Genomic DNA, 14,644 nt, shown 5'->3' on the forward strand with positions numbered 1-14,644 from the left:
AAAAAATTAACTTTTCTCGCCTTTCCGGAATTGCAGCGGCGAAACGCCCGTCGTCCTTTTGAACGCCGTACTGAAATAATGCTGTGTTTCGTAGCCGACCCGCTCGGCGATTTCATGGATCGCCAGCTCCGTAGTATGAAGCAGCTGTATGGCTTTGCGCATCCGCAGCCGGGTCAGATAGCCGTTGAAGGATACGCCGAGTTCCTGTTTGAATAGACGGCTTAAATATACCGGGGAGGTATGCAGTTCGGCGGCGATTTGCTCCAGCGTCAAACCACGATCGGCATAGTGGTCGTGGATATAGTATTTGGCCCGCCGCACCAGCGGAGAGAGCGGGGCCTCCTTCAACACGGCGCTTTTGCATTTCCGGTAAATCGCCGGAATCTCCGTCAGGTCACCGCCGCCTTCCATGACCTCCAGATCGACGGCGATCTTCAGAAAGGTGCGCGCCGCAGGCTCGATCCGGCGGAAGGCGGCTTCGGCCGGAGCGGACGCATCCCACAGCAGGACGACCACAAACCCGAAAGGATCGCGATAAATCGCTTTCGGGTAGGGGGCGAGCAACTCGGCGGCGATATTTTCCACGGCGTATAGAAAAAGCTGCCGCTCCTGCTCCTTCAAGGCCGGCTGGGGCAAGATCGCTTCCCGCAGGCGGATCACGCCAAGCAGGGCGGGGGGGAGGACGGGAAGGTTCAGAAACCCCAAATGTTCCGCGATTTCATCCGCGTCCATATGGCCGTCCATCCATTCCTGGCAAAACCGTTCCCGCAAGAGGGGATAATTTCGGGAAAACTGCCGGGAAGCCGTTTCCAGCCGCTGCTGCCGGTCGGTTTCCTGCTCCAGTTCCCCGCGGACCTGACGCAGCACGCGCTCCAGTTGGGCCGGATTGGCCGGCTTGAGGATGTAGTCCTTGACCTGAAGGCGGATGGCTTTCTGGGCGTAAGCAAATTCATCATGGCCGGTAATAATGATGATCTTGCAGGCGGGGAGATGTTCCCGCAGCTTCTCCATCAAACCGATGCCGTCCAGAATCGGCATGTTCAGATCGACGAGCACGATATGCACGCCATGCCGCAGCGCCAGTTCGAGGGCTTCTTCGCCATCCTCGGCCTCCGCGACGACCCGCATCCCGAGTTCGGACCAGCGGACGCTTTCGCGGATGCCCTCGCGGATAATGGTTTCGTCGTCGGCGATCAGCACCTTGCAGTCGGGGAGCACGGTCCCCGGGTTGTTATTCGTCATCTTCACCAGCTCCTTTCGTGAGTAGGGGTTCCGTTAAAATAGGGTGGGTTACTGTAACGGTCGTACCTTCGCCTTCTTCGCTCTCGACCGAGATTCCGTAGGCACCCCCGAAGGTCAGGGCGATTCGGGCCTGGACATTGAGCATGCCGTAGCCCTTTCCCCCGGTGGGGTCTGGCTCGGAGGCCACCCCCGCCGGTTCGGCCGTTCCGGCTGCGGCCAATGCGCGGCGGAGCGCAAGCAGCCGTTCCGCCGTCATCCCCTTTCCGTCGTCCCGGACGGTAAGCAGGAGTCCGCCGTCTTGGATGCTTCCCCGAACCTCCACCTTGCCCGGTCCCCGCCGCTCCTTAATGCCGTGGTAGATGGCGTTCTCGACGATCGGCTGGAGAATCAGCTTCAGCACATAGGCTCCCTGCACGCGGGGATCGATGTCGATCGAATAGCTGAGCTTGTTTTGGTAACGCACCTGTTGAATCTGCAAGTAGCTGCGGATATGCTCGATTTCATCGTTCAGCGGGATGATATCGTTCCCTTTGCTGAGACCGATCCGGAACAGCCTGGACAGCGACTCGGCCATTTGCGCGATATCCTCGGCCCCTTTGCGCCGGGCCATCCAGTGAATCGTATCGAGCGTATTGTACAGAAAATGCGGCTTGATATGAGCCTGCAAGCTGCGCAGCTCCGCCTCCCGCTTTTGCCGCTCCTGGCGCTCCGTCAGCTTGATCAAACGGTTGATCTGCTGCAGCATCGCGTTGAACTTCCGGCCCAGCAGCCCGATTTCATCGGAGCGGCTGCCCCAGTGGCGGACGGTCAGGTCACCGGACTGGGCTTTCTGCATGAAGGACATCAGCTGCCCGATCGGCCTGGACAGGGAGTAGGCCAAATAGAAGGAGGCGGTCATCCCGAGCAGGCAAACGAAGAACACGAAGCTGACGATCGAAAAGCGGATTTCCCGTGTCTCCGCGGCGGATTCCTTAAGCGAAAAAACACCGACCGTTGTCCATCCCGTAAAAGCCGACTCCCGGTAGATGAACTGCAGCTTGCGCCCGTTCACCTGACGGGTGGCCGTGCCGGCTCCGGACTGGTTTTTGAGCCACGAATGCGGGATTTTCTCGACATAAGGCTCCGGCGGCGCATAGATCATCTCGCCGCCGGGATCAAGGACCGTCAGGTAGCCGGTTTTACCCAGCCGCACATCCTGCGCCGTTTCGGCGATAACCCGCAGCTTAAGGTCGATGAGTACGACGCCCAGCGTCTCGCCGGTTTCGGGATCCAGGATGGCCCGAACGACCGAAACGACCTCGTTGTCTTTGTAACTGGCATGCGTCGTCACGTTGCGGCCGGAAGGGTGGCCTACAATTTTGAAGATGCCTTTGTTCCGGACGGCTTCCAAATACCATTCCTCCTCCGTGAGGCTTTGGTTCGGATAGCGGGCATACATTTCGTTGCTGAGGTAAGCTCCGCGGCGGTTGACGATCAGAATGCCGGCGACTTCGGAATGCAGGGTGGTGAAGCCCTGCAAAAATTTGCGGATCGCATAGGATGCCGGTTCCGCGCCGCTTTCGGGCTGTGGACTGCCGATGGCGATACGGCTACCGGTCCCGGCGGTCCCTTTTTTCAGAAAGTCCTGGACTTCGGGATTAAAAGAGATGAAATAGGTGATGTTCTGCAAATTCTCGACATAGGCCTCCAGCGTTTGGTTGACCTTCCCGATCAGCTGCAGCGTATTCTCCGTCATCCGGCGCTCAATGACGCGGTCCGCCGACCAGTTGACGAGAAAGCCCAGTCCGATCGAAGGGAGAATGCTGATCAGCAGGAAATGAAGGATCAGTTTATAGCGGATCGGCATATTGTTCATGGACATCCGCGCCAGTCCCGTTAACCGTTTATTTGGCGTAATAATCATCGACATTCCTCCGCGTCACTACCGTAATGCCGGTGTCGGTTCTCCGGGGAACGGAAGAGCCGGAATTTTGCGCCGCAGGGGGATCGTGTTTTAAGGCAAAAAGATACTGGAGCGACCAATACCCCATATTCCAGGTTCCCTGCGCCATCGTGGCCGCGATATCCCCGCTCTTCACCAGATCGAGCGTACCCTTGTCGGTATCGAAGCCGAGTATTTTCGGCCCCGGATTGCCCCGTTTCAGGTGCTCCCGAACGGCTTCGGCCACGCCGATCCCCCCGTTGGCTTCCGTGGTGAAAATCCCGGCGATCCCGGGGTCGCCGGACAAAATATCCTCGGCGGCTTGTCTGGAGAGGAGCGGATCACCCTTGCCGTTCTTAACGGCCATCACCTTCATCTCGGGAAACTCTCGGGAGATCGTGTCGGCAAATCCCCGGGTGCGTTCCTCATGGTTTTGCTGGCCGGGAAGCGTCACGATCGCGATCCTTCCCTTCCCGCCCGTAAGCTCGGCCATCTGCCGGGCCGCCTTGACCCCGGCGCTGTAGTTATCCGTGCCGAGAAAGGAATACGCTTTGCTGCCGGGAGCGTCCGAGTCGAACAGAACGACCGGGATGCCGGCCTCCACGGCCTTATCGATCGTGGCGTTCAGCTCCAGCGGGTGAATGGCGGAAATGGCGATCCCCGCCGGCTTTTTGGCGATCGCCTGCTCAAGGACCGTAATCTGCTCATTCACGTCCCGCTGGGTGGCTCCCCGATATTCGACGGAAACCTGAAGCGCGGAGGCGGCATCTTCAAACCCTTTGAGACTGCTTTTCCAATAATCGATGCCCATTTGAAACGTGATCATAATGTATTTTTCGCCGATTTCGCCCCGAAGTCCGCCCGCCTGCCGGGAGGCCTCAAGGTGGCTCTTGCTGCGGTAGTCCGCCGCGTAAAGCAAAAAACATCCGATAAGCAGCACATAGATCAAACCTAGCTTTTTCATTGTGCAACCCCTTTCATGAATATGGATAGGATACCGCTCGGGAGGGTTCCAGCCATTCCCAGCCATATCATACAAGGTTTTGCCGGGGAAACCTATCCCCTGATAAAATAGGGGCAGGACGATTCCGAAAGGGAGGAGGGGACCCATGGAACGCGGCAGTCTGTACCGTACAGGCTTAATGGACGGGGAATATCAGCCGGAGTTTACGGCTTACTATTTTAAACAATGGGATGAGCTGCATATGTCCTTTCATCGCCATGACTCGACGGAAATTATGTATATCCTTTCAGGAGTTTGCCGGGTGGAGGTTCGGACGCCGGAACACCTGAGTCCCGTGGGGAAACAGCTCAAGAAGGGCGAATTTATTCTGCTTGACGCCGGCGTTCCGCACCGGTTGATCGTCGAGCCGAACTCCCCTTGCCGGATGCTGAACATTGAGTTCCGCTTTGCTCCCAGCAGCGGCCGGTTTCCATCGCTTCGCCAATGCCTGGACGGGGCGGGGAGGGAGGTCGCGGCCATGCTGACCCGCCCGTTTCAATATGTGGTCCTGCGCGATCCCGAGGAAATTTACCGTACGCTCAAAAGCCTCGTACTGGAGCTGGATCGGCAGCACGCGGAGGAAGGAGAAGGAGACTCGGCCATGGTCCGCCTGCTGTTTGCGGAGCTGCTGATTTCCTTGAGCCGTCTTCGCGATGAACATGAAAGCGGCAACCATCAGGAGATGGACTATTACGTCAAACAGTGCCTCGGCTACCTGCACGAGAATTACGATCGCGAGATCCGCGTGGAGGATGCGGCGGGGATCGTTAACCTGCATCCGGGGTATTTGCAGCGGATTTTCAAGCTGCATACGGGCGAAACGCTCATGCAGTACCTGACCCGCTTGCGGATGGATAAAGCGGCCATGCTGCTGCTCCATACCAATATCCCGGTCGCTGATATCGCCGATTATGTGGGGGTGGGGAGCCGGCAATATTTTCACGCGCTGTTCAAAAAGCATATGGGCGTAACTCCGATTGAATACCGGAATTCCCTGCACGCCCAGAAGGATGCGCCGGATACGATAAGTGAGGATTTTTGACAGGAAGCCGGCGGATAAGTCAGAATCCTGATAACGTTTACTCGGGTCTCCCTGATAAAATGGGTGGTGCAAAGGGATTCCGGGTTTTCTGAGATCTCCGGGATCTTAAGCCTGATTTTAAGCTTGGGGGAGGTCATGGGAACATGTCTTTTAAAGTGGCGTTTATCGGGGCCGGCAGCATCGGATTTACAAGAGGGCTGCTTCGGGACCTGCTGTCCGTGCCGGAGTTTCGTGATATCGAGGTTTCTTTTACTGACATCAGCGAACCGAATTTGCGGATGGTGACGGAGTTATGCCAGCGGGATATCCGGGAAAACGGATTGCCGATTACGATTCGGGCTTCGCTGGACCGCCGGGAGGCGTTGAGGAATGCGAAATACGTCATCTGCACCATCCGCGTCGGCGGACTGGAGGCGTTCGCGACGGACGTCGATATTCCGCTGCAATACGGCGTTGACCAATGTGTCGGCGATACTCTTTGCGCCGGGGGGATTATGTACGGGCAGCGGGGCATCGCGGAGATGCTGAACATTTGCCGGGATATTCGGGAAGTGGCGGCGCCGGATGCGCTGCTGCTGAACTACGCCAATCCGATGGCGATGCTGACCTGGGCCTGCAACCAATACGGCGGCGTGCGGACGATCGGGCTCTGCCACGGCGTACAGGGCGGTCACCATCAGATCGCGGAAGCGTTCGGCCTCGAAAAAGAAGAAGTCGACATCATTTGCGCCGGGATCAACCATCAGACCTGGTATATCAGCATTAAGCACAACGGGGAGGACTTGACGGGCAAACTCCTGGAGGCGTTTGAGCGGCACCCGGATTTCTCCCGGACGGAAAAGGTGCGGATCGATATGCTCCGCCGGTTCGGTTACTACAGCACGGAATCCAACGGGCATCTGAGCGAATACGTTCCCTGGTACCGCAAACGGCCGGAGGAGATCCAAGAATGGATCGATCTCGGCAGTTGGATCAACGGCGAGACCGGCGGTTATCTGCGGGTTTGTACGGAGGGGCGCAATTGGTTCGAGACGGATTTTCCGAACTGGATGAAGGAGCCGGCCCTGGCCTTCAAGGCGGAGGAGCGGAGCGAGGAGCATGGCTCCTACATTATCGAGGGCCTGGAAACGGGCCGGGTGTACCGGGGCCATTTCAACGTCGTCAACCGCGGCATCATCGCCAATCTGCCGGATGACGCGGTGATCGAAGCGCCGGGCTACGTCGACCGCAACGGCATTTCCATGCCGCATGTCGGCCCCCTGCCCCTCGGCCCGGCCGCGGTGTGCAGCGCCAGCATCTCCGTGCAACGCCTGGCGGTGGAGGCGGCCGTCCATGGCGACGACCGGCTGCTGCGCCAGGCGTTCATGATGGACCCGCTGGTCGGCGCGGTCTGCAATCCGCCGGAGATTTGGCAGATGGTCGACGACATGCTGATCGCCCAGGAGGCCTGGCTGCCGCAGTACAAGGCGGCGATCGCGGATGCGAAGCTCCGCCGGGCCGAAGGGAAGCGGCGGCCGACCCGGGAGGGCTATGCCGGAGCGGCCCGCCTGGCGGTCAAGAGCGTAGCGGAGATGATGGAAGACCGCGAAGCGGCGAACAAGAACGCCCGCGAAGCGGACAAAGGCAAGGATCGCGCTTCCGCCGGCGCGAACTAGCAAAAAGGGGCGCCCCCTATACCCATCCGGCATTCGGATGGGGGAGGGCGTCCCCTTTTTGAGCAAATTCCTGCAAATGTGCAGGGATTTTCGGCAGTGAGGCGCTTGTTTACTCAAAAACCTGCAAAAGTGCAGGTTTTTCATGCGCAATCGCCCTGGTTCGGAAAAAGAGTGGAAAATGCCTGCAGATTTGCATCTTTTTAATGGATGACCGAGCGAGTCGGCGGAAATGCCTGCAGATTTGCATCTTTTCTGCTCGGATGGCCCGGCCGGTGCCCGCGCTTCGTGATGCGGGTTTAGAGATTTTCCACTAGCCGAGCGCAATAGCGGTCTTTTGGGGCGCTATTTCGGCCCGATTCGGCTCCACGGGGAAAATAGCGGTCAAAAAGGGCCTTATTTCCTTTCGAGTAGGCCAATAATCAGGTTTTGGCCCGCTTTTCCCCAAAATAAGGCCTTAAAAAGCCGCTATTCCTCCCCGATGACCCAAATTCGACAAAATAGCGCCCCTGAAGGCCGTTATTACTTTAAGAGATCCTTTTTCACTTCCCCGCTAGGAGGGGGGGCGTCTTTGCTGTGGCTGATCCGCTTGTACTCATTGGGCGTGACGCCGACCATCCGCTTGAACAGCTTGTTAAAATAGGCTGGGTCGGGATAGCCGACTTCGTGTCCGACTTCATGAATCTTCAGGTTGGAGGAGTCGGCGAGCAGTTGCTTCGCCCTTTTGATCCGGATCTCGATCAAATAGTCGGTGATGGTCATGCCGGTCTCCTGCTTGAAAAGCTTGCTTAAATAGGTGGGGGTCAGGTAGACCAGGCCGGCCAGGCTGCTGAGCTCGGCCTGCTCGCTGTAATGTTCTTCGATCCACCTTTTAACGACCTCGACCGATTTCCCGCCTTGCGCCAGCCGCTTCTCGCGAATGTCCTGAAGCGTTCGCCCGACTATGCCGATCAGGAGCTGTTTGTATTCGGCGAACTTCAGGCAAGCCTCCAGCTTCCGGTCCAGGGAATCCGGCGTTCCCATCGGCGCGGACGGTGAGTCCGACAACGGGTCTGAAGCCGGTGAAGATGCCAGTGCGAATTCCCGTACGGACGCGGTTGTCGGTACGGAGGCAGATGACGATGTAGCGGCCGGTGCTGAAGCGGATGCCTGCGCCGAAACAGATGCCGATGTCGATGCCACCGAACTTGCGGAGCCTACGGACCCCGCTGAGCCCGCCGAACCTGCCGAACCTGCCGAATGCAGCGAACCCGCCGAACCCGGGGAAACTTCCGGGGCTGCGGCCGCCGTGGCATCCCATGCCGAGCTTGGTCCGGGTCCCAAGGCCGAACTCGAACCTGACCGCGTATTAGAACTCCGAACAGAACTCGGAATAGAACTCCGAACAGGGTCCGATCCAGAACCCGGCCCGGGTTCCTTACCAAGGCCCCGTTCCTGGCCATCCTCCTCGCCCGGGACCGCCGCGGCCTCTCCGAAGGCCTTGCGCCATTCCGGCAATTCGGCCGCCGTCGTCTCCAGCACGACCCGGCAGTACTGGCGGAGGGCGGCTTGGGAGGCCCGGACCCGCCGGAGTACGTCCAGGTGCCGTTCCATCGTATGGAGCGTCTCCTGGACGTTCAGCACCTGGATCGGCGGAACCAACGCCTCGCGGGCGGCGGCCAGAACCCCGCCTGCCTCTGCCTCCGCAGCAGCCGCGTCGAACGCTTCGCAGCTCCAGGCCTCCTCGCGGTACATGCCGCGCTCGCAGGCGAGCTTCGCTTCGGCGAACGCCTGGCCGAGCCGGGCGGGGTCGCTGTAGCCCCGGCTGACGCCGACGAGAACGACGCCGGGGTGGGGGAACTGGCGCAGCGCGCCGGTCAGCCGGTCCGTATCCTCCGCCAGCGGAGGATCGGCATAATAGCTGACCAGCGAAATCAGCCGTTCCCCGGTGTCGACGGCGTCGAACAGATGCTGCGGCTGGCGCTGCAAAAGCCCGACGCTGGAGCGAAGCGCGTCCATATCGCTGCCCTTGATCACAATGACCGCAAAGTAGGGGAGGGGCAGCGCCAATTCCGGAAGCTTCGGACAGAGGGAGGGGGAGCTTTTCATGTAGGATATGAGAAGCCCCGAACGGAGCTGCAGGTTTTTGCCGAGTCGGGCCGCCTTTTCCTCCCCCAGGTTTTGGAGCAGCTCGAACAGCTGTTTTTTATTGATCGGCTTAAGCAAATAATCCACCGCCGAATACCGCAAAGCCTGCCTGGCGTATTCAAAGTCCGTAAATCCGCTCATAATGATGCAGCGGGTCTCGGGCTTCACCGCTTTGAGCTCTTTGATCAGCTCCAATCCGTCCATCAACGGCATCCGGATGTCGGTAATGACGATATCGAGCGGTTCCGACCGGGCGAATTCCAGCGCCTCTTGTCCATTGGAGAACGTACCGGCCACTTCGTATTGTTCGCTCTCCCGGCGGATGATTTTGCCCAGCCCCTCGCGGATGGAAGCTTCATCGTCAACTATGGCGATGCGAAGCATGACAATTCCTCCTTTACTCCTGTCCCCTTGGACTCATCAGTTCCAGCGGCTGCGTCGGACCGTTCCCGAGAAGTCCGGCGATCCGCAGCGTGACGGTCGTTCCCTCGCCGGGACTGCTGTCCACGGCCAAACTGGAGCTCTCCCCGTAATACAAACGCAAACGTTCATTCACATTGCGCAATCCGATGCCGAATTTGTCGATTTTACCGTCGCTCAGGCTTTCGTTCAGCGAAGCTAGCCGTTCCGCGCTCATTCCCACCCCGTTATCCTGTACCGAAAACAGCACGTCACTGTTCTCGAACCAGCCCCGGATCGTGATGGTGCCGGGCTCCTCCTGCTTTTCCAGGCCATGAAACATGGCGTTCTCCACAACCGGCTGAAAAACCAGCTTGATCAGCGGCAGGTGCATGCAAGCCTCGGGCACGATAAAGCGGTAGCCGATCTTGCCCGGGAAGCGGATTTGCAGCAGCTTCAGATAATTCTCCACATGCTCAAGCTCCCGGCGGACGGTGACGATCTCATCGCTGCGGGTAATGCTGTAACGCAGCAATTGACCCAGCAGATATGTCAGTTCCGCCACCCGGTCGTCATCGTTCAACTCGGCCAGCATGCGGATGGATTCCAGCGTGTTGTATATGAAATGCGGATTGATCTGGTTTTGCAAGGCCAGCATATCCGCCTTTTGTTTGCTTTTTTCCGTTTCGTACACTTCCTGAAGCAAATCGCGGATCCGCCCGATCATCCGATTGAAGTGGCTGCCCAGCATGCCGATCTCGTCATTGTATTTGACATTGACGAAGACGTCCAGCTTGCCGCGCTGTACCTGCTTCATCAGCTGTACGGTCCGCTTCAGCGGTTTGGTCAGCGCGTAAGAGATGAAGATGGCGACCAGCAGGGCGAATCCGATGATGGAGAGCGCCATAATCAACATCGTATTCCGGGATTGCTTCATCGGCGCGAGCAGCTCTTCCAGCGGAATGTAAACGATCGTTTTCCATCCCGTATGGCTAGAGACCGTATATACCGCCATGTAAGGTTTGCCTTCAATCTCGAGCCGGAAGCTTCCTTTGGTTCCGGTTGCCTGGGTCAGAAGCGGGCTCCCCGCCAAATCTTTCCCCAGTTGACCCAGGTTTTTGTTATATACGACGCGTCCGCGTTCATCCAGGATCAGGGCGTCCCCATGGGTTACCTCATTCAGGGGGGTGATGATTTCCTCGAACAGACCGATATCCACATCGATAGCGATGATGCCGATATCCTGAAGCGTGCTGACCGACTGGATCGAGCGCATGACGGTGAACACCTGGCGCTGGGCGGTTCCGTTGACCCGAATGGACTGCGTCCCCGTCAGCACCGGGGCCACCCCGGCTTCCCGCGTCCGTTGCCGCCACTCGGCCACTCTTTCCTGGGGATAGAGTTCATTTAAGCCCGGCTTGTTGTAGTAAAAAATCGAGCCGTAGTGGTCCATCATATAGACCGCGGAGATTTCCTCCTTCGTATTGGTCAAGTACATCAGGAACATGTTGACGGCCGAGCTTTTGTCCCAATCCGTACCCTGCTGGTCCAGATATTTCTGAACGTCCTTGTTATAAAGCGGCAGCATCGTATAGCGTTTGAGATCCGCAATATACCTGTCGACTTTGTCCATGGCATTGTCGGTTAACTGCCCCGCCGAGGTGGTGGCACTGGCCAGCACGACGCTGGAGTTCGCTCTGTAGGAAGCATAGCTGACATACGTGATCGGCAGGGAAATCAGGAAAATGAAAATGACGACAAGCTTTTTCTGCATCGACAGGTTGGCAAAAAACATCCAGCATGCCCGGACTAGAAGGCGGATTCTCTTCATGATGTGGACCCCTTGTTCGTGTTGACGGTATTTCTCTTATTTTACAGCGCCGCTGGCGACGCCTTCAAAGATATATTTTTGCAGGAAAAAGTACAAGATGATCGTCGGGAGCAAAATCAGCAGAATCGCCGCGCTGATCAAGTTCCAGTTCGCCACGTTGATCCCCTGGAACCGCATAAGCACGGTGGTGACGACCCCGAGGCTTTGCTTCGGCATGTAGAGATACGGCGTATACATATCGTTGTAAATGCTGATGGATTTCAGAATAATCAGCGTCGAAGTCGCCGGCGTCAGCAGCGGAAAGATGACCGACCGGTAGATCCGGAAGAGCGAAGCCCCTTCCACCATGGCGTTTTCGTCGAGATCGACGGGAATATTGCGGATGAATTGCAGATACAGGATGATCTGGATCACGTCGGCTCCGATATACAAAATAATGGGCGCCCCCAGCGTGTTGTAAAGCCCCAGCGATTTGATAATGCCGAAGGTGGCCACCTGGGTCGTGATGCCCGGAATGACGGTGGCGAACAGGTAGGCGCCGAACACCGCTTTTTTCATCCGGAAGTCGAACCTGCCCAGGACGTAAGCGACCATCGTCCCGAACAGGATGTTGAAGATCAGCGCCACGGCCATAATGATCAGCGTATTTCCGAACCCGCTCAGGAGTCCGCCGCGCTCAAAGACAACCTTGAAGTTTTCGAAGTTGAAGAAGCTCTTCGGCAAAGCCATCGTACTGGCCGTGTTGAATTCTTCATCCGCTTTGAAAGAGTTCACGATGACCACGTAAGGAGGGAAGAGCACAACGAACACCCCGATGAGCAGGGTCAGATATTTCAGGGCGCCGATGACCGAAAATTTTTTGGAATTCATTTGCTGCCGCCTCCTCTGCTAAGCACGAATTGCTGAAGTGCCACGACCGCCACGACGAAGAAGAGCAGGATAATGCTCATCGCCGATGCCAGGCCGTAGTTGTTGTAGGCAAAAGCCGTCTCCACGACGCGCTGCACATACGTTTGGCTCGCGCCGGCGGGGCCGCCCTTGGTGAGTACGAACGGAAGGTCGAACACTTCAAGCGCGCCCGTCACGGTCAGGAACAGGTTGAGCTGAATGACCGGTTTCATGTTGGGCAGCGTCATGCGCCAGAAGGTCTGCCAGGCATTGGCTCCGTCGATTTTGGCCGCCTCGTAGATATCGCTCGGAATCGCCTGCAGCGAGGCGATGTAAATCACCATGTTATAGCCCATAAACCGCCATAGTCCGGTGGAGGCCAGGGAATAGTTGACAAGGCCCTCGGTACCGAGCCAGCTGGTTTCACCGAGGCCGGTTAATCCGATGCTGTTCAGGAACAGGTTTAGCGACCCCTGGGTGGTGTCGAACACGTAACCGAACATAAAGGCCACGGCAACGCCGTTCATAATATATGGAAGGAACAGCAGCAGGCGGAACATATTTCTCCCCCGCAGCCGGCTGTTCAATATCACCGCAAAATAAATCGCGATGACGTTCTGGATCAGCCCCATTACAAAATAGGCAAAGTTATGCGCGAATACGCCGAAAATATCCGGGTTGGAGAAGACCTCCCGGTAATTGTCGAGACCGACCCAAGGCTTCTCCGGGCTATAGCCGTCCCAGTTCGTAAAGCTGAAATACACCAGCTTGGCGGCCGGATAATAGGTGAACAACAGCAGCAAGGCTACCGGAATAAGCAGGAAGGAGAAGATGATGAGCCTTTTTTGTTTTTTGTAAGATAATGTTCCGAACATGCTTTAAATCCCTTCTTTCCGCACTTCAGATGAATGATCTTGAAAGCAAAATGGATTATCTCTGGCGGATAACCCATTTTGCCGGTTTTAGGCTAGTCTCTTTATATTAGTAGCCCAAGTCTTTTTTGGCTTTGGCCCAAGCTTTGTTCCACTTATCGAGAACGGTCTGCGGGTCCTTGGCGAGCACGAACTCCTGAGCGATGGCAGGCAGATCGATTTGCGCCTTGTTGGAGATCTCGATGACTTTCGGGTCGTCCGGTTCCCCTTCCTGAAGCTCCACGCCGGTAGCCTGAAACTCGGCCAGCTGCGTCAGTTTGGACTCGCGTCCTTTCAGCGGAGAAATGAAGCCGGCAAAATCTTCATAACCGGATTCTTCGATCATCCACTTGAGGAAGGTCTTGGTCGCCTCCAGGTTCTTGCTGTTCTTGTTGACGGCATAGAAGAAGTCCGGGCTGAGCGCGGCTCTCAGTTCTCCCGAGTTGTCATAAGGAAGCGGGAAGAAGCCGATGTTGTCCGATTCCGCACCTACGCCGATGACCTGATTAATGACCCAGTTACCCAGGAAGTACATGCCCATTTTGCCGCTGGCGATGTCTTTTTTGGACTGCTCCCAGTTGGTGGAATTGATGTCTTTTTCCAGATAGCCCTTGTCGGCCAGCGTCTTGAGCAGCATCATCGCTTTGCCGTAGCCGTTGTCCATGGAGAACGGGGCGTCCATGTTGATTCTTTCGTTCGGGAAGCCTTTGTTGTTCTCGATGATCCGCGGCATATCGAATACCCAGTTGCCGAGCGGCCATTTGTCTTTGAAGTTGGAGGCGAGCGGAATGACGCCGTTCTGTTTTATCTTTTCGCAAGCGGCTAGGAACTCGTCCCAGGTTTTTGGCGTTTCGGTGATACCGGCATCGGCGAACACTTTTTTGTTGTATACGATGCCCGAAGTCGAGTTCCCGGTGGTAATACCGTAGAGTTTGCCTTCGTACGATTTGAAATCCTTGAAGGTCAGTTCACTGCTGAACTGGATATCGTCGAGCGGCGCAAAATATTTCGGTAGATCGGAGTTCGGAATATCCGGAACGAACATCAGGTCGGGAAGCTCACCGCTGGCCATCCGGACTTTGGCTTGCTGGTTATAGTCCGTTTGGCTGGCTTCGAATTCGATCTTAATGTCGGGGTATTTCTCGTTGAAACGCTTGACGTATTCGTCGTATTCTTTGCCGATCATGTCCGTACGGTTGGTCAGGAAGGTGACTTTGCCGCTGAGCTTATCGCCGCCCGATCCTCCTCTGCCTCCGGTATTGGCCGTATCGGTACCGCCGGCATTTCCCGTTTTGGCGCCGCCGTTTCCGCCGCAGCCCGCCAGGACCGCGGAGAGAGCAAAGACCATTAGAAATGTGAGCAGAAGATTTCTTTTCACTTGAATCGCCCCTTGTTTAAGGTATTTGTTAGCGCTTACACCTATATATTAGACTAATTGTTAGGGTTCTTAAATGCACTGAGTTATTATTTGTTGTCTTGAATTGTCATGTTGTATAGGTGCGCTTTCATGCTATTTTACAGGAAATGTTCTGAAAACGAGCTGTTTGTTTGCGAGATGTATCTAACAAAGTGCTAACAAAAACATTGATATTTGATATGAAATAAGGATAATGGGATTATAACACAGC

General features: G+C 56.6%; 10 protein-coding genes. 2 read left to right on the forward strand and 8 right to left on the reverse strand.

Annotated features, from left to right (window positions below; all coding sequences use genetic code 11):
• Positions 1-6 precede the first annotated feature (6 nt).
• The 3 genes from FRY98_RS19905 to FRY98_RS19915 are packed head-to-tail and all read right to left on the reverse strand — an operon-like array spanning position 7 to position 4,127.
• Complete coding sequence (locus FRY98_RS19905; protein WP_148455223.1) at positions 7-1,242, reverse strand: response regulator; 1,236 nt, start codon at positions 1,240-1,242, stop codon at positions 7-9.
• Entirely contained in the window at positions 1,232-3,145 is a 1,914-nt protein-coding gene (locus tag FRY98_RS19910) for a cache domain-containing sensor histidine kinase (RefSeq protein ID WP_148455225.1), read from the reverse strand. Before FRY98_RS19910 ends, FRY98_RS19905 begins: the two co-directional genes overlap by 11 nt.
• Positions 3,126-4,127 carry a substrate-binding domain-containing protein gene (locus FRY98_RS19915; protein WP_148455227.1) on the reverse strand — a complete coding sequence of 334 codons (1,002 nt, stop codon included), beginning with the start codon at positions 4,125-4,127 and terminating at the stop codon, positions 3,126-3,128. Before FRY98_RS19915 ends, FRY98_RS19910 begins: the two co-directional genes overlap by 20 nt.
• A gap of 145 nt (positions 4,128-4,272) precedes the next feature.
• Here FRY98_RS19915 and FRY98_RS19920 point away from each other — a divergent pair, with 145 nt between their 5' ends.
• A complete protein-coding gene (locus FRY98_RS19920) occupies positions 4,273-5,208 on the forward strand; it encodes an AraC family transcriptional regulator (protein WP_148455229.1) in 936 nt (311 codons plus the stop codon).
• 143 nt (positions 5,209-5,351) lie between these two features.
• Positions 5,352-6,863: an alpha-glucosidase/alpha-galactosidase gene (gene melA, locus FRY98_RS19925; RefSeq protein ID WP_148455231.1), complete on the forward strand. Its 1,512-nt coding sequence runs from the start codon at positions 5,352-5,354 to the stop codon at positions 6,861-6,863.
• Positions 6,864-7,382: 519 nt separating this feature from the next.
• Here the strand turns inward: melA and FRY98_RS19930 are convergent.
• The 5 genes from FRY98_RS19930 to FRY98_RS19950 form a co-directional block, all read right to left on the reverse strand.
• The gene (locus FRY98_RS19930; RefSeq protein WP_148455233.1) at positions 7,383-9,371 is read right to left on the reverse strand and encodes a response regulator; all 1,989 of its coding nucleotides are present in this window, start codon (positions 9,369-9,371) and stop codon (positions 7,383-7,385) included.
• 13 nt (positions 9,372-9,384) lie between these two features.
• Entirely contained in the window at positions 9,385-11,217 is a 1,833-nt protein-coding gene (locus FRY98_RS19935) for a cache domain-containing sensor histidine kinase (RefSeq protein WP_148455235.1), read from the reverse strand.
• A 36-nt stretch (positions 11,218-11,253) separates the two neighbouring features.
• Entirely contained in the window at positions 11,254-12,087 is an 834-nt protein-coding gene (locus FRY98_RS19940; RefSeq protein ID WP_148455237.1) for a carbohydrate ABC transporter permease, read from the reverse strand.
• A complete protein-coding gene (locus FRY98_RS19945; RefSeq protein WP_148455239.1) occupies positions 12,084-12,980 on the reverse strand; it encodes a carbohydrate ABC transporter permease in 897 nt (298 codons plus the stop codon). Before FRY98_RS19945 ends, FRY98_RS19940 begins: the two co-directional genes overlap by 4 nt.
• Before the next feature lie 106 nt (positions 12,981-13,086).
• Positions 13,087-14,394 carry an ABC transporter substrate-binding protein gene (locus tag FRY98_RS19950; RefSeq protein ID WP_225039736.1) on the reverse strand — a complete coding sequence of 436 codons (1,308 nt, stop codon included), beginning with the start codon at positions 14,392-14,394 and terminating at the stop codon, positions 13,087-13,089.
• Positions 14,395-14,644 lie beyond the last annotated feature (250 nt).

Source organism: Paenibacillus faecis, from assembly GCF_008084145.1.
GTDB classification, from domain to species: Bacteria; Bacillota; Bacilli; order Paenibacillales; family Paenibacillaceae; genus Fontibacillus; species Fontibacillus faecis.